The organism is Faecalibacterium sp. Marseille-Q4137, assembly GCF_017377535.1.
Classification (GTDB): domain Bacteria; phylum Bacillota; class Clostridia; order Oscillospirales; family Ruminococcaceae; genus Faecalibacterium; species Faecalibacterium duncaniae.
Genome location: NZ_JAFREK010000017.1, coordinates 35,271 through 53,404 on the forward strand (window position 1 = coordinate 35,271; position 18,134 = coordinate 53,404).

The following is an 18,134-nucleotide window of genomic DNA, read 5'->3' on the forward strand; positions in this document are numbered from 1 at the left end:
GAGAGGAGGAAACACATTATGGCTATGAGAAACCGTGAAGACGACGGCATGATCACCAAGGTTGTCTCCATCAACCGCGTTTCCAAGACTGTCAAGGGCGGCCGCATCATGAAGTTTGCCGCTCTGGTTGTCGTGGGCGACGGCAAGGGCACCATCGGTTATGGCATCGGCAAGTCTGGCGAAGTGCCTGAGGCAATCCGCAAGGGCGAGGCTGCTGCAAAGAAGAACATGCACAAGGTTGCCCTGAAGGGCACCACCATCCCCCACGAGATCGTCGGCAAGTACGGCGCAGGTGCCGTTCTGCTCAAGCCGGCTGCACCCGGTACCGGCATGATCGCCGGCGGCCCTGTGCGTGCCGTCATTGAGGCTGCTGGCATCAAGGACGTCCGTGCGAAGTCTATGCGTTCCAACAACCCCATCAACGTTGTTTCTGCTACCTTCGCAGGTCTGTGCGGCCTGGTCAGCGCGGAGTCCGTCGCTGAGAAGCGCGGCAAGACCGTGAGTGAGATTCTGGGTTAAGGAGGTAACAAACCATGGCAGATAAGATGCTCAAGATCGAGCTGAAGAAGAGCCTGATCGGCCGCGGCGCTAAGCAGATCGCTACCGCTGAGGCCCTGGGCCTGAAGAAGCCGGGCGACGTTACCGTTCAGCCTGACAATGCCGCTACGCAGGGCAAGATCGCAAAGATCGGCTTTATGCTCAGCGTCACCGAAGCCTAATAGCAGGGGGTATACGCATAATGAAACTTCATGAACTGCACGCTATTCCCGGTGCAAACAAGGCTGTGACCCGCAAGGGCCGCGGCATTGGCTCCGGCAATGGCAAGACTGCCGGTTTCGGCAGCAAGGGCCAGAAGGCCCGTTCCGGCGTGAAGCACGCTGGTTTCGAGGGCGGCCAGATGCCTCTGGCACGCCGCCTGCCGAAGGTTGGCTTTAACAACATCTTTGCTACCCAGTACGCCATTGTTAACGTGGCTGACCTGGAAGCAGCTTTCAATGCTGGCGATGTCGTTGACACCGAGGCTCTGAAGGCAAAGGGTCTGGTCAAGAAGACTCTGGACGGTGTTAAGGTCCTGGGCAACGGCGAGCTGACCAAGGCTCTGACCGTCAAGGCCGCAGCCTATTCCGCTTCTGCCAAAGAGAAAATCGAGAAGGCAGGCGGAAAGGCTGAGGTGATGTAAGGTGTTCCAGACATTCCGTAACGCATGGAAGATTCCCGAGCTTAAAAATCGTCTCCTGTTCACGCTGGCGATCCTCGTGGTGTATCGTCTGGGCAGCGCCATCCCCGTTCCGTTCATCACCGGTTCTGCACTGAACCAGATGTTCTCCAACGGCAATATGCTCTCGTATCTCGATATGATGAGCGGTGGTGCCCTGTCTCGGTGCACACTCTTCGCGTTAGGTGTGACGCCTTATATCAACGCTTCCATCATTGTGCAGCTGCTCACCGTTGCGATCCCCGCCCTGGAAAACATGGCGAAGGAAGCTGACGGCCAGCAGAAGATGCAGCAGATCACCCGGTATGTCGGCGGTGTCATCGCTCTGGTGATGAGCCTCGGCTACTACTTCGTGATCCGCAATATGGGCGCACTGAAGTACACCAGCGGCGCGGCCGGTATCTTTACCGCCGTTGTCATCATTGCCACCTTTACCGCAGGTGCGCAGCTGATCACCTGGTGTGGTGAGCAGATCGACGACAAGGGTATCGGCAACGGTATCTCTCTGTTGATCTTCTCCTCGATCGTTTCCAACTGGTCTAGCGTCTACACCACCGTCACGGGTCTGCTGACCCGCGCCGCTGCAGGCGAGACCCGGTTCTATATCCTGCTGCCCCTGCTGCTGGTTCTGGCACTGGTGGTGATCGTGTTCATCGTTGTTATGACCAACGCTGAGCGCCGCATCACCATCCAGTATGCCAAGCGTGTGGTGGGCCGCAAGCAGATGGGCGGGCAGAACAGCTACCTGCCCCTGAAGCTGAACATGAGCGGCGTGATGCCCATCATCTTCGCTTCCGCGATGGTTTCGATCCCCGGCACCATCGGCAGCTTCCTGCAGATCGATCAGGCAGCACATCCGTTCTGGTATGCTTTCTTCCATACCTTCAACTACACGTCGCTGCTCTACATCGTGATCTACCTGCTGCTGATCCTGGCCTTCAACTACTTCTATGTGGCCATCCAGTACAACCCCGTTGAGATCGCCAACAATCTGCGCCGCAACAACGGCTCGATCCCCGGCTTCCGTCCCGGCAAGCCGACCAGCGATTTCCTGACCCGCACCCTGAATAAGATCACCCTCATGGGTGCCATCTTCCTGGCTGCGGTGGCTGTACTGCCGATCATTCTGGGCAACCTGACCGGTATGAGCATCCAGCTGGGCGGTACCAGCTTGCTGATCGTGGTTGGTGTGGCACTTGATACCACCCGCAGCCTCGACAGCTTTATGACGATGCGCAACCACAAGGGTTTCCTTGGTTGATCTAAAAAAAGCACTGATGTGAGAAAGCACTGGAAAGGGGAGCATGCTCGTACTTTTCAGTGCTTTTTTGCTTTGAAGGGGCGTTAGTTCCTTCAAACATCAAAAAAGGCTCCTTTGATAGAAGAAAGGAAGAATACCTATGAATCTGATTCTGTTAGGCGCACCCGGCGCGGGCAAAGGCACCCAGGCCGAGATCATCTGCGCAAAGCTGAACATCCCCTCCATCAGCACCGGCAACATCCTGCGCGCTGCTGTCAAGGAAGGCACCGAGATGGGCCTGAAGGCAAAGAGCTTCATGGACGCTGGCGCTCTGGTGCCTGATGAGGTCATCATCGGCATCCTGAAGGAACGCCTGGCACAGGACGACTGCGCCAACGGCTTCATCCTGGACGGCGTGCCCCGCACCATCGCTCAGGCCGAGGCCATCGAGACCATGGGCATCCGCATCGACAAGGTGCTGGAGCTGTCTGTGGCGGACGATGTCATCGTGGAGCGGATGAGCGGCCGCCGCGTCTGCGAGAAGTGCGGCGCAAGCTACCACATCATCAACAAGAAGAGCAAGGTCGAGGGTGTGTGCGACCTGTGCGGCGGCAAGACCGTCATCCGCAAGGACGACCAGCCCGCTACCGTTCTGGATCGCCTGAAGGCTTACCACGAGCAGACCGAGCCGCTGGTGGCGTTCTACCGTGAGCGCGGCAAGCTGGCCGTGATCCCCTTCTGCCCCTCCATCGAGGAGACGACCGCTGAAGTGATGAAGGCACTGGAGGCATAATCGTGATTCAGATCAAGAATGCGAAAGAACTGGACGGAATGCGCAGGGCCAATGCCCTGAGCGCAGCTGCCCTGAAGTACGGCGGCCAGCACATTGAGGCTGGCATGACCACCTGGGAACTGGATAAGCTGATCTACGATTTCATCGTAAAGCACGGCGGCACCCCCAACTTCAAGGGACTGTACGGTTTCCCGGGAACGGCCTGCATCAGCCTGAATGATACCATTATCCATGGCATCCCGTCGCATGATATCGTCATCCGCCCGGGCGACATCGTCAGCATCGACACCGGTGCAAAGGTCGATGGCTTCAATGGCGACAACGCCTGCACCTATGCGGTGGGTAAGATCGACCTGGAAGCACAGCGCCTGCTGGATGTGACCAAGGCGGCTCTGTACAAGGGCATCGAGCAGGCAAAGGCCGGCAACCGCATCGGTGATATCGGCTATGCGGTGCAGAGCTACTGCGAGGACGCAGGTTTCTCCGTGGTCCGGGAGTTCGTGGGCCACGGCACCGGCCGTGAACTGCACGAGGACCCCGAGGTGCCCAACTACGGCCATCAGGGCCGCGGCCCCCGCCTTGTGCCCGGCATGACCATTGCCATTGAGCCTATGATCTGCCAGTACGACTGCAAGATCACCCAGGCCAAGGACGGCTGGACGGTCAAGACCAAGGACGGCGGTCTGGCAGCGCACTTCGAGCACTCGAACGCGATCCTGAAGGATCACACCGAGATCATGACCCGCTTCTGGGATGATCCCGATTTTGATCCCGAGACCTTCTGCCTGAAGTAAGCAAACCGGTACAGCATCCCCCAAGGCCTCCCGGAAACGGGAGGTCTTTTTGCATCCGGAGCAGGTCCTTTGTGCAATTCTGACAAGTTTTGGTGAAAAATTTTCATCTTCCCGGTGGAGAAGCGCAAAACCGGGGCGGGGAAACGGCCGGTTTGAAAATGCGAGAATTTTTTATCGGAAATACGGAAAAAACACTTGCAAATCCATTGCAAAAGGTGTATAATCTATAAATGGCCGTGACAGCCAGATGCTTTCTCGGTGGACAGGGATTTTCTGCCCACTTTGCGGATTTTGTGCCGCAGGAGAAGAAGTATGTGGCGGTTATCGCCGCCTGTCCGTCAATTCATGGCAAACTGAGCAGATCCAATGAGGAGGCAAATAGCTTGTCTAAAGAAGACGTTATCGAGATCGAAGGCATCGTGCGTGAAGCCATGCCCAACGCCATCTTTAAGGTGGAAATGTTGAGCGAGGATAAGAACACCGGGAAGCTCACTCCCAGCGGGCACATCCTCTTAGCGCACATCTCCGGCAAGCTGCGGACCAATTTCATCCGTATCCTGCCCGGGGACAAGGTTACCGTAGAAATGTCGCCCTATGACTTGTCAAAGGGCCGCATCACCTGGCGCTCCAAATAAGTGCCAGGGCATCAACCAAAAGGAGGTTCAACATCATGAAGGTCAAGCCTTCCGTGAAACCCATCTGCGAAAAGTGCAAGGTCATCCGCCGCAAAGGCCGCGTGATGGTCATCTGCCAGAACCCCAAGCATAAGCAGCGCCAGGGCTAATTCGGGCGCCTGGGGGTCAAGTGCGTAGAGTCCCGGCGCAGACCCCGACACTGACATGGGATGATTTTGGAGGATACTACTATGGCACGTATTGCCGGCGTTGACCTGCCCCGCGAGAAGCGCGTTCAGGTGGGTCTCACCTACGTTTACGGTATCGGTCAGACCACTGCTAACAAGATCCTGGAAGCAACTGGCATCAACCCCGATACCCGCGTCAAGGACCTGACTCTGGAAGAAGAGGCTAAGATCCGTGACTACATCGATCAGGCTAACATCATCGTTGAGGGCGACCTGCGCCGCAACGTTGCTCTGGACATCAAGCGCCTGGTTGAGATCCAGTCCTTCCGTGGCACCCGCCATCGCAAGAATCTGCCCTGCCGCGGCCAGCGCACCAAGACCAATGCACGTACCTGCAAGGGTCCCAAGCGCACTGTCGCTAACAAGAAGAAGTAAGGAGGATTTGAGAAATGGCAAGTGCAAATAACGCCAAGAAGGGCGCAAATGTCCGCATGAAGCGGAAAGAGCGCAAGAACATTGCTGCTGGTCAGGCTCATATCCAGTCTACCTTCAACAATACTGTCGTTACCATCACCGACCTGCAGGGTAATGCAGTGTCCTGGTGCTCCTCTGGCTCCCTGAACTTCCGTGGCAGCCGTAAGAGCACCCCGTTCGCAGCCCAGTCTGCTGCTGAGACCGCAGCCAAGGTTGCAATCGAGCATGGCATGAAGACTGTTGAAGTCTACGTCAAGGGCCCCGGCGCTGGCCGTGAGTCCGCTATCCGTGCGCTGCAGGCTACCGGCCTGGAAGTCACCCTGATCAAGGACGTGACTCCCATCCCCCACAACGGCTGCCGTCCCCCGAAGCGCCGTCGTGTCTGATCGAAGGAGGAAATTGAATTATGGCAAAGAATACGCAGCCTATCGCAAAGCGTTGCAAGGCCCTGGGCATTTCTCCTGCGGTCATGGGCTATGCAAAGAAGAATACCACCCGCAACTCCAACGGCAATGTCCGCAAGAAGCAGTCTGAGTACGCATCTCAGCTGAAGGAGAAGCAGAAGGTCAAGTTTATCTACGGCGTTCTGGAGAAGCAGTTCCACAATGCTTACCTGCGTGCTGAGGCTCGCCCCGGCAAGACCGGTGAGAACCTGCTCCAGATCATGGAGTGCCGTCTGGACAACGTCGTGTTCCGCCTGGGCTTTGCTCAGACCCGCCGCGACGCTCGTCAGCTGGTGAGCCACGCTCACTTCACCGTCAATGGCAAGAAGGTCAACATTCCTTCCTACCAGGTCAAGGCCGGTGACGTGATCGAAGTTCGTGAGTCCAGCCGCTCTTCTGCTAAGTTCGCAAAGCTCGTTGGCCCCGAGGCTCCCGTTGTGGCTCTGCCTTCCTGGCTGAACCGTGAGGCCGGCACCCTGAAGGGTGTTGTGACCAAGCTCCCCGAGCGCAGCGACATCGACTACGAAGTTGCAGAGCACCTCATCGTCGAGCTGTACTCCAAGTAATCCATTAAGAAGGGGAGGCCTTCCTTCTGGATGGCGACCTTTCGCATTCTTTTTAAAAGAATTTAATAATGGGCCGATGGCAACATCGGTTTGACAAGGAGGGCATAGATATGATGGAGATTGAACGTCCCAAAATCGAAACGGCAAGCCTGTCCCCGGACGGCCGCTACGGCAGATTCGTGGCGGAGCCTCTGGAGCGTGGCTTTGGCATCACACTGGGCAACAGCCTGCGTCGTGTGCTTCTTTCCTCTCTGCCCGGTGTCGCCGTGACCAGCGTCAAGATCGACGGCGTGGTTCACGAGTTCTCCACCATTGAGGGCGTCAAGGAAGACGTTACCGAAATTGTCCTGAACCTGAAGGGTATTGCTGCAAAGCTGTACACCGACGGGCCGAAGACAGTGCGTGTTGAGGCAGTCGGCCCTTGTGAGGTTACTGCGGACAACATCAAGCAGGGCGACGATATTGAGATCCTGAACCCTGAATGGCACATTGCAACCCTGGGCGAGGGCGGCAAGCTCGTCATGGAGCTCACCTTCGATAAGGGCCGCGGTTATGTGCCTGCAGAGCGCAACAAGCAGGCCATCGTCGAGAAGAACGATATCAACACTCTTCCCGTCGATAGCATTTACACCCCCGTGCTCAAGGTGAATTATAACGTTGAGAGCACCCGCGTTGGACAGGCCATCGATTACGACAAGCTGACCATCGAGGTTTGGACGGATGGCACGATCAATGCACAGGAAGCCGTTTCTCTGGCTGCCCGTGTGCTGACCGAGCACCTGAACCTCTTCGTCAACCTGTCCGATGAGGCTGCCGGTACGGAGATCATGGTGGAGAAGACCAACGACGATAAGGAAAAGGCTCTGGAGATGACCATCGAAGAGCTGGATCTGAGCGTCCGTTCCTTCAACTGCCTGAAGCGCGCCGGTATCAACACGGTGGAGGATCTGGTCAGCAAGAGCGAGGACGAGATGATGAAAGTCCGTAACCTCGGCCGCAAGAGCCTGGAAGAAGTCATGGCAAAGCTGGACTCCCTGGGCTTCAAGCTGAACACAGACGATGAGTAACTAAAATAATAAGGAGTGAAACGGGATGCCCGGTACCAGAAAGCTCGGTAGAACCAGCGACAGCCGCAACGCTATGATGCGCGCTATGGTCACCTACCTGTTAGAGAATGGCAAGATTGAGACCACTGTCACTCGCGCTAAGGACGTTCGTTCCATGGCCGAGAAGATGATCACCCTGGGTAAGGCCAGCGACCTGCACACCAAGCGTCAGGTCTACGCCTACATCACCAAGGAAGATGTTGCAAAGAAGCTGTTTGATGAGATCAGCCCCAAGTACGCTGACCGCAACGGCGGCTACACCCGCATCATCAAGATCGGCGCTCGCCGCGGCGACGCTGCTGAGATGGCAGTTCTGGAGCTCGTCTGATCGACTCTGACTGTTCAAACAGTGTAACAAAGGCTCTTTCCCTTCGGGGAAAGGGCCTTTTTTGTATCGTGTGGACCGGGCAGCGGGGCATTCCCACGCAAGTGAAACGGGCCATTCCATCGCCCGCCCTACTGCCTGCGCAGCAGGGTCCCACCCCAGCGGACACTTGCTTTGGGAACACCCCGCTGCCCGGTTGGGCGTTAGCAGCTGGGGCTTGTGATGGCGGGGCAAGAATGCTATAATTATACTGTATTTCTGCACGACTTTGCGAATTTTCCACAGAAGGGAGGGGCGGCGGTTGAAAAGACGACGGTTTCTGGTGCTGAGTGCAGGCTGCATGATGGGCCTGCTCTCGGCGTGCGGCCTTCCGATGTCGGAAAATGTGCAGGTGGAGGAGCTGCTGCGTGCCCCGCGCCTTCCGGGTGACTACGGTGCACTGCAAAATGCCCTGAACGAATGGCTGGGGGAGAGCGCCCAGCTGAAATACCCGATGCAGGGGGAGCTGCTCTCGCCGTTCCTTTTGCAGGATCTGGATGGTGACGGCCAGCAGGATGCCGCTGTTCTTTACACCACGGCCCAGAGCTCCAACGTCTGCATTGCATTTTTGCAGAAGGATGCCGCAGGCGTGTGGCAGGTCCGCCAGAGCATCGAGGGTCTGGCGGATACAGTGGACAATGTCCGGCTGGCACAGCTGCAGGATGGTGCCGCCACCCAGCTGGTAGTGGGGTACCTCGCCGCGCAGGGCGACAGCTATCTGGCGGTGTACTCCTACGAGAACGGCACGGTCAATGCCATTCTGGAACAGTCCTATGAGCAGTATCTGGTGGAGGATATCACCGGCGGCGGCAACGAGGATCTGATCCTGATGTCCACGCTGGAGGACGGCGGGGTGCAGATCGAGCTGCTGACCGTTGACCGGGACGGGATGTTCCAGCAGGTGGCTGTCATGGGCCTTTCGGCAGATAAGTTCTCGGGCTGCGCCGCTGTGGCGGCGGGCCTGGGAGCGGACGGAAAGCGCTATCTGGTGCTGGACGGCTGGACCGGCCTTTCGGGCAACAATCTGGCCACGGTGCTGCTCTACTTCGATGAGGAAAGCCAGCAGATGCTGCCCGCGGAGCAGATCAGCACCAGTGAGCTGTACAATGCGTCCCTGCGCAATGTCTCCACGCTGGTCAGCCGGGATCTGGACGGCGACGGCATCGTGGAGATCCCCACCCAGCCCGACGAAGCGGGCCTGCTGAACCTGAGCCAGAGCCGACGAATGGATTTTATCGTCTGGATGGACTATACCAGCCCGGAGCCGGAAAAGAGCTTCGGCCTGCTGGACGAGGAGAGCAGCTGCTACATTGAGCTGCCTGCCGAGTGGGAGGGCAACCTGATGCTCACCGACAGCACTGAGGGAGAGGAGGCCGTGGAGCTGCGCACCGTGGACGAGGGCAAGCTGGTGCTGACCATGCGCCTGGTTCCTTCCAGCGAGAGCGCGGCGGGCTGGACCCGCCTGGGCGTGGTGGCATCCCGCCAGATGCAGGCCAAGTTCGGGCCGGACATAGTGCTGAAGGATCAGAGCTATCGGCTGTCCCGGTCGTTGTACCGGTTGAATTGAGGATGCCGCTCAGTTTTGCAGAAGTTTACCGGATGCAGGCTGGGTGTTCTGAGGTGAAATGCTTCTCCGTGTGCTCTTGGGCAGAGAGAGAAGGCAGAAAAATATGGAGGTCTTAGATGGTCAAGGTACTTGTGGTAGAGGATGAAGCCAGCATCCGCGAGATGATCGCGCTGAACCTGCGGCTGGCGGGGATGGAGGCGGTGGAGGCCGACAGCGCCGAAGCCGCCCTGCCTCTGCTGGAGCAGAAGCCCGGCTGTGATGCTGCCATTCTGGATGTGATGCTGCCCGGCATGAATGGGTTCTCGCTCTGCGAGACCATCCGCCGCACCGACCAGAAGATCGGCATCATCATCCTGAGTGCCAAGGGGCAGGAGCAGGACAAGATCCGCGGCCTGTCCATCGGTGCGGATGACTATATGACCAAGCCCTTCAGTGTCAGTGAGCTGCTGGCCCGTGTGGAGGCCCTCTGCCGCCGGGTGGGCCGCTCGGGCGGCGGCTCCGCTGCCGACGAAAGCGCCCCCACCACGCTGGTCAGCGGGGAATTTGTGCTGGATGAGAACCGCCGTGTTCTCCTCAAGGCCGGGCGGCAGATCGAGCTGACCCAGGTGGAGTTCCAGATCATGGAGCTGTTCTTCCACAACCCCGGCATCGCGCTGGTGCGGGAAAAGATCCTGAAGGGCGTGTGGGGCGAGAACTACTTCGGCGATGTGAAGATCGTGGATGTGAACATCCGCCGCCTGCGGATGAAGGTAGAGGATGAGCCCAGCCACCCCACCCACATTATGACAGTGTGGGGCTACGGCTACCGGTGGGAGGAGTAAAGAAAAACCTCTCAGTTGCGCTGTACCCGACGGCTCTCCCAATAGGAGAGCCGGGATTACTGACAGAAAGGAGGAAAAGCAATGCGCAGTGGTATTACCCACCGCTGGCTGCGGGGAAGCCTGTTCCTGACCGTGCTGCTGGTGCTGCTGGTGGAGAGCATGTTCGTGTACAACTTCAGCCGCAGCTACTACAACAGCGTCCAGCAGACCATGATGCGGCGTTTTTCCTCCATCAACGGTCAGCTGAAAATGTACACCGGCGACACGGCCCAGAAGACCGCGGCCAACCGCAGTGTGGCCCTGCGCCGGATGGTGGAGCAGTTTGCGGATAAAGACAAATATGAGTTCATGCTGCTGGACGGTTACGGCGGCGTGATCGCCTCGTCCAGCGGCACAGGTGCGGACGGCATCGTGGTGCAGGACGATTTTAACAAGGCGCAGGATGCCCCGGACGGCGTGGGTGTGGCCATCTACCGCACCGCCAGCGGGGAAACGGTCATGGCCGTGTGCAGTCTGGTGCCCTATGCGGCCGAGGACGTGGCCGCTATGCGCCTTGTCACCAGCCTGACGCTGGTGCAGGAGCAGCTGAAGAGCGTTTTCATCATCAGCCTGATCGTGGTAGCGGCCATTCTGGGCTTTACAGTGGCCTCCGGCCTGTACTTTGTGCGGGGCATCGTGGTGCCGCTGGGGCAGGTGGAGCGGATCGCCGCCAGCATCGCCCGGGGAGAACTGGATGTCCGCCTGCCTGTGACCGGTGACGAGCGGGACGAGGTGGACCGCCTGCGCGGCACCATCAATCAGATGGCCGAGGGGCTGGAAGAGACGGAGAAGATGAAGAACGAATTCATCAGCTCGGTCTCCCATGAGCTGCGCACGCCGCTCACCTCCATCCGGGGCTGGGTGGAGACCCTGCGCACCCTGGATGACCCCACCGATGAGAACTACCGCAAGGGGCTGGAGATCATCAACAACGAGACCGCCCGCCTGTACAACATGGTGGAGGAGCTGCTGGATTTCAGCCGCCTGCAGAATGGCCGCCTGAAAATGGAGTGCCGCCCCCTGGACCTTGTGGCCGAGCTGACGGACGCTGTCCTTTTCTGTGAAGCGCGCATCCAGCGGGAGGGGCTTCTGCTGGCCTATGCGGAGCCGGAGGAGATGATTCCGGTCTACGCCGACCCCGACCGCCTGCGGCAGGTGTTCATCAACATTCTGGACAATGCCATCAAGTATTCGGCCCCCGGCGGACGCATCACGGTCAAGATCTGGCAGGGCGAGTACAAAGCCTTCATCGAGATCATCGATCAGGGCCGCGGCATCCCGCCGGAGGATCTGGAAAACGTCAAGACCAAGTTTTACAAGGGCAGCAACTCGGTGCGGGGCAGCGGCATCGGCCTTGCGCTGGTGGATTCCATTATGACCGCACTGGACGGCACCATGGACCTCAAGAGCACGCTGGGCCGGGGCACAGTGGTCACCCTGGGGCTGCCGATCTACAAACGATAAGAGATTGTCCATATTTATCTGGTAAGATAGAGGGGTATTTTTTACGATAGAGAGGGGCCGCAGCGCCCCATAGGAGAGCCAATGAATCAACCGAACAAGGAACGCTTCAAGACGAGTGTGGGCGGGCAGGCCCTGATGGAGGGCATTATGATGCGGGGCCCGAAAAACATCTGCTGTGCTGTCCGCAAGCCCGATGGAACCATTGAGACCAAGGTCGAGCCCACCCCCACCCACGGCGTGTGGACAAAGATCCCGCTGGTGCGGGGAGCCATCTCGATGATCGAAAGCCTGATCATGGGATACAAGTACATGATGTACTCGGCACAGGTGAGCATGGGGGATGACTACGACCCCGCCGAAGAGGAGACCGCCTTTGAAAAATGGGTGGGCGACCATCTGGGCAAAAAGGCTGAGGATATCCTGCTGGCGGCAGCTGCCGTGATCGGCGGGCTGTTTGCCATCCTGCTCTTCACCGTTCTGCCCACGGTGCTGGTGGGGGGCCTGAACCATCTGGTGCCGCTGGGCCGCTGGGCCAAGGTGGTGCTGGAAGCGGTGCTCAAGGTCGCCATCTTCCTGACCTACATGGCTGCCATCTCCCGGATGAAGGAGATCCACCGGGTGTTCGAGTACCACGGGGCCGAGCACAAGACCATTGCCTGCTACGAGGCCGGAGACCCCCTCACGGTGGAGAATGTCCGCAAATATACCCGCTTCCACCCCCGGTGCGGCACCAGCTTTTTGATCCTGGTGGTCATCGTCAGCGTGTTCCTGTACAGCGTGCTGCCCTGGTCCAGCACCAGCCTGCGGGTGGTGTTCAAGCTGCTGCTCCTGCCGCTGGTCATGGGCATCAGCTACGAGCTGCTCAAGTGGTGCGGCAGGTCGGACAACATCGCCACCCGCATCATCCGGCAGCCCGGCATCTGGGTGCAGCATCTGACCGTGTTTGAGCCGGACGACAGCATGATCGAGGTGGCCATTGCCGCCGTCACGCCGGTTCTGCCCGAGGACCCGGAGGACGGCAGATGGTAACCGCAGGGATGCTGCCCCGGGGAGCAGTCCGGGAGGTGGAGGCACGCCTGCGCGCCGCAGGCTGCCCCGACGCGGATTTTGACGCGGCCGAGCTCTTCCGGCTGGCAGTGGGCGGGGATGCCCGCCTTGCCGATGCTCCGCTGAGTGCAGAGCAGGCAGAGCGGCTGGAAGCCCTGACGGCCCGCCGCGCGGCCCGGGAGCCTTTGCAATACCTTTGCGGCAGCTGGCCCTTCCTTGACTTTGAGCTGGCTGTCGGCCCCGGCGTGCTCTGCCCCCGGGCTGATACTGAGGTGGTGGCCGAAGCCGCCGCCGGAATGCTGGCTGGGGTGGAGGCACCCCGGGTGCTCGACCTCTGCGCCGGCACAGGCTGTTTGGGGCTGGGCGTGAAGCACTTCTGCCCGGCGGCACAGGTCACAAGTCTGGAGAAGAGCCCTGCGGCATACCGCTATCTGGAGCAGAATGCCCATCTCTCCCCGGTACTGACCATCACCCCGGTGCAGGGAGATCTGTTCACCTACTGGCAGACCCTGCCGGAGAGGCAGCTGGACCTTATTGTGTCGAACCCGCCCTACCTGACCGCCGCCGAGATGGGCGCGCTGCAGCCCGAGGTGGCGCAGGAGCCTGCCATGGCGCTGGAAGCAGGGGAGGATGGGCTGGTATTTTACCGCGCCATTGCGGAACACTACCTGCAAGCCCTGCGTCCCGGCGGTGCCCTTGCCCTGGAGATCGGCTGGCAGCAGCGGGAGGCCGTGACGGCCCTGCTTGCCGCCAACGGGTGGACGGATATCGTGTGCAGAAAAGACTTTGGCGGCAATGACCGCTGTGTGATGGCGAGAAAACAATAAAAATATCTACAACTTCCTGTTGTAATATCTGTAAAATGTGTTATACTAGTACCGAAAGAATTGGAATGCCCGCGCCTGCGTTTGGCCGCACCGCGCCGGGAACAGATGACAAAGGAGCATGACACTATGGCAAAAAATCAGAACAACAACGTTGCCCCGGCGACCCAGAAGACCGATCCCGGTGCCAAGAAGGATGCGCTGGCCACGGCACTGGCCCAGATCGAAAAGCAGTTTGGCAAGGGCGCTGTGATGAAGCTGGGCGATAACGCCGCCATGCAGGTGGATGCCATCTCGACCGGCAGCATCGGCCTGGATCTGGCACTGGGCGTGGGCGGCGTGCCCCGGGGCCGCATCATTGAGGTGTACGGCCCCGAATCCAGTGGTAAGACCACACTGGCCCTGCATGTTCTGGCCGAAGCCCAGAAGAAGGGCGGCGATGTTGCCTTCATCGATGTGGAGCACGCGCTGGACCCTGTGTATGCCGAGGCGCTGGGTGTGGACATCAACAACCTGCTGGTCAGCCAGCCCGATACCGGTGAGCAGGCCATGGAGATCTGCGAGGCGCTGGTGCGCTCCGGTGCCATTGATGCCATCGTTGTGGACTCTGTTGCCGCCATGGTGCCCCGCGCCGAGATCGAGGGCGAGATGGGCGACAGTCATGTGGGCCTGCAGGCCCGCCTGATGAGCCAGGCCATGCGCAAGCTGACCAGCGTCATCGGCAAGACCAACACCGTCTGCATCTTCATCAACCAGCTGCGTGAAAAGGTCGGCGTGGTCTACGGCAACCCCGAGGTCACCACCGGCGGCCGCGCCCTGAAGTATTATTCCTCTGTCCGCATCGATATCCGCCGCGTGGAGGGCCTGAAGGATTCTTCCGGCCAGTTCATCGGCAACCACACCCGCGCCAAGATCGTCAAGAACAAGGTGGCTCCTCCGTTCCGTGAGGCTGAGTTTGACATCATGTTCGGCGAGGGCATCTCCAAGATGAGTGAGCTCATCGATCTGGGTGTCAAGCTGGGCATCGTTCAGAAGAGCGGCGCATGGTTCAACTACGGCGATATCCGCCTGGGTCAGGGCCGCGACAACGCCAAGCAGTTCCTGCGCGATAACCCCGAGATCGCCAACGATATCGAGGGTCAGGTGCGCGCCAATGCCGATAAGCTCTATGCCACCCGCCGCCCGGGGGGCAAGGCTGCCGCTGCTCCTGCAGAGGGGGAACCGGCAGCTCCTGCCACAGCAAAGGAGCCGGTGGTCAAGGCTCCCGCCCGCAGCAGCGAGAGTGAGCTGGACATCATGGTGGAAGAGTAAATGGCCTTTTACAGCCGTGGCCGCCGCCCGCTGGCCGAAGAGGAAAAATCCATCGATGCCGCCAAAGCCCGCACCCGGGCCATGGAGCTGCTGGCCGGGCAGGAGCTTTCCTCGGGCCAGCTGTATGAGCGGCTGAACCGTCGCTATACCCAGCAGACCAGTGCCGCCGTGGTGGCAGAGATGGTGCAGCGGGAGTATATCAACGATGCCCGCTATGCCGAGACCCGTGCCCACGCCCTGCTGGCGGCAAAAAAGAGCCGCCGCGCCGCTGCCCAGAATCTGCGGCAGAAGGGCCTGGCCGCAGGCGAGATCCAGCAGGCGCTGGATGCTGTTTACACCCCCGATGTTTCCGGCGAGGACCCGGAGCTGGAAGCCGCTGCCGCTCTGGTGGAAGGGCATTACCGCAAAAAGCTGGAAGCGGGCCGCAGGGATCTGGTCATTGCGGCCCTGCAGCGGCGGGGATTTTCGTATTCCGTTATTAAGGAAGCCATTCGCAGGGTGGAGGAGGGGGAATAACCCTCTCAGTCAAAGCCTGCGGCTTTGCCAGCTCCCCCGAAGGGGGAGCTTTTCCGGAGCAAATCGTAAAAAATCAAAAGCATCCCTCAAAAGAGAAAGAGAGTATCATCCCTTATGAAAATTGCATGTATTTCCCTTGGCTGCCCCAAGAACCAGGTCGATCTGGACGTGATGGTGCACATCCTGCTTTCGGCTGGTCACGAGACGGTGGCTGACCTGGGTGAAGCCGATGTCATTCTGGTCAACACCTGCGGCTTTATCGAGAGCGCCAAGACCGAGGCCATTGAGAACATTCTGGAGGCTTGCGCCTACAAGCAGCAGAACCCGGAGCTGAAGGTCATCGTCACCGGCTGCCTGGCTGAGCGTTACCGCAGCCAGATCGAGGAGGAGATCCCCGAGGTGGATGCTGTGGTGGGCTGTGCCTCCAACAAGGCCATTGATACCATCGTGGCCCGCCTGTTCCACGGTGAGAACCATCTGGAAAGCTACGGTGCCAAAAAGGACTTCCCGCTGGGCGGCAAGCGCGTCATCGGCACGCCTGCCCACTATGCGTACTTAAAGATCGCAGAGGGCTGCAACAACCGCTGCCACTACTGCGCCATCCCGGGCATCCGCGGCCCGCTGCACAGCCGCGATCTGGCCGACTGCGTGGCCGAGGCCCGCTGGCTGGCCGGTGAGGGCGTGAAGGAGCTGATCGTGGTGGCCCAGGACCCCACCGCCTATGGCGAGGACTGGGGAAAGCCCGGCAGCATCTGTGAGCTGCTGGACAAGCTGAACAAGGTGCCGGGCCTTGAGTGGATCCGCATCATGTACGCCTACCCGGAGCGCATCACCGATGACTTTATTGCCGCCATGAAGCGGAACGAGAAGGTGGTGCCTTACCTCGACCTGCCCATCCAGCACTGCAACGATACCATCCTCAAAAACATGAACCGCCGCTCCACCCGTGCGGAGCTGCTGGAGGTCATCGGCAAGCTGCGCCGGGAGATCCCCGGCATCACCCTGCGCACCACCCTGATCGCAGGCTTCCCCGGCGAGACCGAGGAGCAGTTCGAGGACCTGTGCAACTTCGTCAAGGAGGTCAGATTTGACCGTCTGGGCTGCTTTGCCTATTCTGCCGAGGAGAACACTGTGGCCGCAAAGATGGACGGCCAGATCGATCAGGAGACCAAGGACCGGCGCGCAGAGCTGGTGATGCAGATCCAGACCGGCATCATGGCCCAGAAACAGGCCGAAAAGGTGGGCCAGACCGTCCGTGTGCTCTGTGATGGCATCGACGAGGAGAGCGGCCTGTACCTCTGCCGCACCACCGGCGATGCCCCCGAGGTGGACGGCAATGTCTGCGTTTCCAGCGAGGAGCCGCTCTATCCCGGCCAGTTCTATGATGTGCTGGTGGAGGACAGCGACCTTTACGATCTGTACGGCACGGTTGCAAAATAACAAATTGGAGGAATCTATATGAATCTGCCCAATAAGCTCACCCTGACCCGCATCATTCTGGTGCCGGTGTTCATGGTCTTCGTTTCCCTGACCCAGATCGGCACGGAAGATTTCAACCCCACCTGGTATCTGGTGGCAGGCATCATCTTTGCCGCGGCCAGTTTTACCGATTTTCTGGACGGCCATCTGGCCCGCAAGTGGAACATGGTCACCGACTTTGGAAAGTTTGCCGACCCGCTGGCCGACAAACTGCTGACCACCGTGGCCTTCATTTACATGCTGCGGGACGGAGTTTGCAGCCCGGTGGTGCTCTGCATCATCCTGGCCCGTGAGTTTGCCGTGTCCGGTCTGCGGATGGTGGCCGCCGGTGCCAAGGACGGCAAGGTGATCGCCGCCAACATGTGGGGCAAGGTCAAGACTGTACTGCAGATGCTCACCATCATCTTCTACTACTTCGGCACCGCATTGACCTGGGGCAATTTCATTATGATAGGCGCTGACTGCGTGTTCCTCTCTTACTGGCTGTGCTGGCTGGTGGCCATTGCCACCGCCATCTCCGGCATCAAGTACCTGTGGGACAACCGCAGCTTCATCAATACCGCAAAATGATCAAGAAGATCGCCATTCTCTGTTCCATTTTCCTGAACCTCTGCATCGTGCGGTGGGAGCCGGTGGCCATCCGGATGACCTGGGAAGCGGTGGGCAGCCAGACCTTCACCTTTTACACCGAGAACTCCAATGTCTTTGCGTTCTTTGTCTGCCTGCTGGTGGCGGTGTGTCAGGTGATCTGCCTGTTCACGGGGCGGCAGCTGCCCCGCTGGGTCAAGACGCTCAAGTACATTGCCACCTGCTGCCTGACCATGACCTTCCTGACCGTGGTGTTCGTGCTGGGGCCCTACTGTGCCGACCAGGGCGGCGTGGTGTTCCTGCTGACCGAGAGCTCCATGCTCTACCACCACCTGCTCAACCCGCTGTGTGCCTTTGTCTCCTTTGTCCTGCTGGAACGGGAGCCAAAGCTGCCTGCGCGGTGCGTTCCGCTGGCGCTGGTTCCCACCATGCTCTATGGCTCTGTGGCCCTCTGGGCCAATTACCAGCGGCTCATCACCGGGCCTTACCCGTTCCTGCTGGTCTATCAGCAGACCACCCGGCAGACAGTGCTGTGGTGCGCGGCCATCCTGGCCATGAACCTGCTCTACGCCTGGCTTGTCTGGTGGCTGGGCGGGAATCGCCGCAAAAAGAGAAATGTGGGCTTGCTTTTCAGAAGCTGAGATGCAAAAAAGGCTCTCTGCCGGTTTTGGCAGAGAGCC

Annotated in this window: 23 protein-coding genes; all 23 read left to right on the forward strand. The window is 59.4% G+C overall.

Annotation, left to right across the window (positions count from 1 at the left end; genetic code table 11):
• Nucleotides 1–18: 18 nt before the first annotated feature.
• On the forward strand, nucleotides 19–519 hold the full coding sequence (gene rpsE, locus J3353_RS08610) for a 30S ribosomal protein S5 (RefSeq protein ID WP_005934905.1): 501 nt from the start codon (nucleotides 19–21) through the stop codon (nucleotides 517–519).
• A gap of 14 nt (nucleotides 520–533) precedes the next feature.
• On the forward strand, nucleotides 534–719 hold the full coding sequence (rpmD, locus tag J3353_RS08615) for a 50S ribosomal protein L30 (RefSeq protein ID WP_005934904.1): 186 nt from the start codon (nucleotides 534–536) through the stop codon (nucleotides 717–719).
• 20 nt (nucleotides 720–739) lie between these two features.
• Nucleotides 740–1,180: a 50S ribosomal protein L15 gene (rplO, locus tag J3353_RS08620; RefSeq protein WP_005934902.1), complete on the forward strand. Its 441-nt coding sequence runs from the start codon at nucleotides 740–742 to the stop codon at nucleotides 1,178–1,180.
• Nucleotide 1,181: 1 nt separating this feature from the next.
• On the forward strand, nucleotides 1,182–2,477 hold the full coding sequence (gene secY / locus J3353_RS08625; RefSeq protein WP_156058556.1) for a preprotein translocase subunit SecY: 1,296 nt from the start codon (nucleotides 1,182–1,184) through the stop codon (nucleotides 2,475–2,477).
• Nucleotides 2,478–2,616: 139 nt separating this feature from the next.
• On the forward strand, nucleotides 2,617–3,249 hold the full coding sequence (locus tag J3353_RS08630; protein WP_005934900.1) for an adenylate kinase: 633 nt from the start codon (nucleotides 2,617–2,619) through the stop codon (nucleotides 3,247–3,249).
• A 2-nt stretch (nucleotides 3,250–3,251) separates the two neighbouring features.
• Nucleotides 3,252–4,043, forward strand: coding sequence for a type I methionyl aminopeptidase (gene map, locus J3353_RS08635; RefSeq protein ID WP_005934899.1), 792 nt, complete (start codon nucleotides 3,252–3,254; stop codon nucleotides 4,041–4,043).
• Between the two features lie 383 nt (nucleotides 4,044–4,426).
• Nucleotides 4,427–4,678, forward strand: coding sequence for a translation initiation factor IF-1 (gene infA / locus J3353_RS08640; RefSeq protein WP_005937979.1), 252 nt, complete (start codon nucleotides 4,427–4,429; stop codon nucleotides 4,676–4,678).
• Between the two features lie 35 nt (nucleotides 4,679–4,713).
• Nucleotides 4,714–4,827 carry a 50S ribosomal protein L36 gene (gene rpmJ / locus J3353_RS08645; RefSeq protein ID WP_005921832.1) on the forward strand — a complete coding sequence of 38 codons (114 nt, stop codon included), beginning with the start codon at nucleotides 4,714–4,716 and terminating at the stop codon, nucleotides 4,825–4,827.
• Nucleotides 4,828–4,908: 81 nt separating this feature from the next.
• Nucleotides 4,909–5,280 carry a 30S ribosomal protein S13 gene (rpsM, locus tag J3353_RS08650; RefSeq protein WP_005937976.1) on the forward strand — a complete coding sequence of 124 codons (372 nt, stop codon included), beginning with the start codon at nucleotides 4,909–4,911 and terminating at the stop codon, nucleotides 5,278–5,280.
• Nucleotides 5,281–5,294: 14 nt separating this feature from the next.
• Nucleotides 5,295–5,705 (forward strand): 30S ribosomal protein S11, encoded by a 411-nt coding sequence (rpsK, locus tag J3353_RS08655; RefSeq protein WP_005934894.1) that lies wholly within the window; start codon nucleotides 5,295–5,297, stop codon nucleotides 5,703–5,705.
• Between the two features lie 20 nt (nucleotides 5,706–5,725).
• Nucleotides 5,726–6,328, forward strand: coding sequence for a 30S ribosomal protein S4 (gene rpsD, locus J3353_RS08660; protein WP_005934893.1), 603 nt, complete (start codon nucleotides 5,726–5,728; stop codon nucleotides 6,326–6,328).
• A gap of 110 nt (nucleotides 6,329–6,438) precedes the next feature.
• The gene (locus J3353_RS08665) at nucleotides 6,439–7,395 is read left to right on the forward strand and encodes a DNA-directed RNA polymerase subunit alpha (RefSeq protein WP_035394747.1); all 957 of its coding nucleotides are present in this window, start codon (nucleotides 6,439–6,441) and stop codon (nucleotides 7,393–7,395) included.
• A 25-nt stretch (nucleotides 7,396–7,420) separates the two neighbouring features.
• Nucleotides 7,421–7,762 carry a 50S ribosomal protein L17 gene (rplQ, locus tag J3353_RS08670; protein ID WP_005934891.1) on the forward strand — a complete coding sequence of 114 codons (342 nt, stop codon included), beginning with the start codon at nucleotides 7,421–7,423 and terminating at the stop codon, nucleotides 7,760–7,762.
• A gap of 298 nt (nucleotides 7,763–8,060) precedes the next feature.
• On the forward strand, nucleotides 8,061–9,365 hold the full coding sequence (locus tag J3353_RS08675; RefSeq protein WP_227622268.1) for a hypothetical protein: 1,305 nt from the start codon (nucleotides 8,061–8,063) through the stop codon (nucleotides 9,363–9,365).
• 116 nt (nucleotides 9,366–9,481) lie between these two features.
• On the forward strand, nucleotides 9,482–10,186 hold the full coding sequence (locus tag J3353_RS08680) for a response regulator transcription factor (RefSeq protein ID WP_117505831.1): 705 nt from the start codon (nucleotides 9,482–9,484) through the stop codon (nucleotides 10,184–10,186).
• 81 nt (nucleotides 10,187–10,267) lie between these two features.
• Complete coding sequence (locus J3353_RS08685) at nucleotides 10,268–11,689, forward strand: HAMP domain-containing sensor histidine kinase (protein ID WP_117477348.1); 1,422 nt, start codon at nucleotides 10,268–10,270, stop codon at nucleotides 11,687–11,689.
• Nucleotides 11,690–11,770: 81 nt separating this feature from the next.
• The gene (locus tag J3353_RS08690) at nucleotides 11,771–12,718 is read left to right on the forward strand and encodes a DUF1385 domain-containing protein (protein ID WP_156182131.1); all 948 of its coding nucleotides are present in this window, start codon (nucleotides 11,771–11,773) and stop codon (nucleotides 12,716–12,718) included.
• Nucleotides 12,712–13,563, forward strand: coding sequence for a peptide chain release factor N(5)-glutamine methyltransferase (prmC, locus tag J3353_RS08695; protein ID WP_207684664.1), 852 nt, complete (start codon nucleotides 12,712–12,714; stop codon nucleotides 13,561–13,563). The genes J3353_RS08690 and prmC overlap by 7 nt, the downstream gene beginning before the upstream one ends.
• A gap of 126 nt (nucleotides 13,564–13,689) precedes the next feature.
• The gene (recA, locus tag J3353_RS08700; protein WP_082210798.1) at nucleotides 13,690–14,871 is read left to right on the forward strand and encodes a recombinase RecA; all 1,182 of its coding nucleotides are present in this window, start codon (nucleotides 13,690–13,692) and stop codon (nucleotides 14,869–14,871) included.
• Nucleotides 14,872–15,387, forward strand: a complete 516-nt coding sequence (locus J3353_RS08705; RefSeq protein WP_156062206.1) for a regulatory protein RecX — start codon at nucleotides 14,872–14,874, stop codon at nucleotides 15,385–15,387.
• A gap of 114 nt (nucleotides 15,388–15,501) precedes the next feature.
• On the forward strand, nucleotides 15,502–16,827 hold the full coding sequence (rimO, locus tag J3353_RS08710; protein WP_005934883.1) for a 30S ribosomal protein S12 methylthiotransferase RimO: 1,326 nt from the start codon (nucleotides 15,502–15,504) through the stop codon (nucleotides 16,825–16,827).
• Between the two features lie 18 nt (nucleotides 16,828–16,845).
• Entirely contained in the window at nucleotides 16,846–17,436 is a 591-nt protein-coding gene (gene pgsA, locus J3353_RS08715) for a CDP-diacylglycerol--glycerol-3-phosphate 3-phosphatidyltransferase (protein ID WP_156067059.1), read from the forward strand.
• Nucleotides 17,433–18,095: a hypothetical protein gene (locus J3353_RS08720; protein ID WP_207684665.1), complete on the forward strand. Its 663-nt coding sequence runs from the start codon at nucleotides 17,433–17,435 to the stop codon at nucleotides 18,093–18,095. The genes pgsA and J3353_RS08720 overlap by 4 nt, the downstream gene beginning before the upstream one ends.
• Nucleotides 18,096–18,134 lie beyond the last annotated feature (39 nt).

What these genes read in the sequence shown, in the direction of transcription:
- rpsE (WP_005934905.1), top strand. Translation starts at nt 19, where the DNA reads ATGGCTATGAGAAACCGTGAAGACGACGGCATGATCACCAAGGTTGTC.
- rpmD (WP_005934904.1), top strand. Translation starts at nt 534, where the DNA reads ATGGCAGATAAGATGCTCAAGATCGAGCTGAAGAAGAGCCTGATCGGC.
- rplO (WP_005934902.1), top strand. Translation starts at nt 740, where the DNA reads ATGAAACTTCATGAACTGCACGCTATTCCCGGTGCAAACAAGGCTGTG.
- J3353_RS08630 (WP_005934900.1), top strand. Translation starts at nt 2,617, where the DNA reads ATGAATCTGATTCTGTTAGGCGCACCCGGCGCGGGCAAAGGCACCCAG.
- rpmJ (WP_005921832.1), top strand. Translation starts at nt 4,714, where the DNA reads ATGAAGGTCAAGCCTTCCGTGAAACCCATCTGCGAAAAGTGCAAGGTC.
- rpsM (WP_005937976.1), top strand. Translation starts at nt 4,909, where the DNA reads ATGGCACGTATTGCCGGCGTTGACCTGCCCCGCGAGAAGCGCGTTCAG.
- rpsK (WP_005934894.1), top strand. Translation starts at nt 5,295, where the DNA reads ATGGCAAGTGCAAATAACGCCAAGAAGGGCGCAAATGTCCGCATGAAG.
- rpsD (WP_005934893.1), top strand. Translation starts at nt 5,726, where the DNA reads ATGGCAAAGAATACGCAGCCTATCGCAAAGCGTTGCAAGGCCCTGGGC.
- J3353_RS08665 (WP_035394747.1), top strand. Translation starts at nt 6,439, where the DNA reads ATGATGGAGATTGAACGTCCCAAAATCGAAACGGCAAGCCTGTCCCCG.
- rplQ (WP_005934891.1), top strand. Translation starts at nt 7,421, where the DNA reads ATGCCCGGTACCAGAAAGCTCGGTAGAACCAGCGACAGCCGCAACGCT.
- J3353_RS08680 (WP_117505831.1), top strand. Translation starts at nt 9,482, where the DNA reads ATGGTCAAGGTACTTGTGGTAGAGGATGAAGCCAGCATCCGCGAGATG.
- J3353_RS08685 (WP_117477348.1), top strand. Translation starts at nt 10,268, where the DNA reads ATGCGCAGTGGTATTACCCACCGCTGGCTGCGGGGAAGCCTGTTCCTG.
- J3353_RS08690 (WP_156182131.1), top strand. Translation starts at nt 11,771, where the DNA reads ATGAATCAACCGAACAAGGAACGCTTCAAGACGAGTGTGGGCGGGCAG.
- prmC (WP_207684664.1), top strand. Translation starts at nt 12,712, where the DNA reads ATGGTAACCGCAGGGATGCTGCCCCGGGGAGCAGTCCGGGAGGTGGAG.
- recA (WP_082210798.1), top strand. Translation starts at nt 13,690, where the DNA reads ATGGCAAAAAATCAGAACAACAACGTTGCCCCGGCGACCCAGAAGACC.
- J3353_RS08705 (WP_156062206.1), top strand. Translation starts at nt 14,872, where the DNA reads ATGGCCTTTTACAGCCGTGGCCGCCGCCCGCTGGCCGAAGAGGAAAAA.
- rimO (WP_005934883.1), top strand. Translation starts at nt 15,502, where the DNA reads ATGAAAATTGCATGTATTTCCCTTGGCTGCCCCAAGAACCAGGTCGAT.
- pgsA (WP_156067059.1), top strand. Translation starts at nt 16,846, where the DNA reads ATGAATCTGCCCAATAAGCTCACCCTGACCCGCATCATTCTGGTGCCG.
- J3353_RS08720 (WP_207684665.1), top strand. Translation starts at nt 17,433, where the DNA reads ATGATCAAGAAGATCGCCATTCTCTGTTCCATTTTCCTGAACCTCTGC.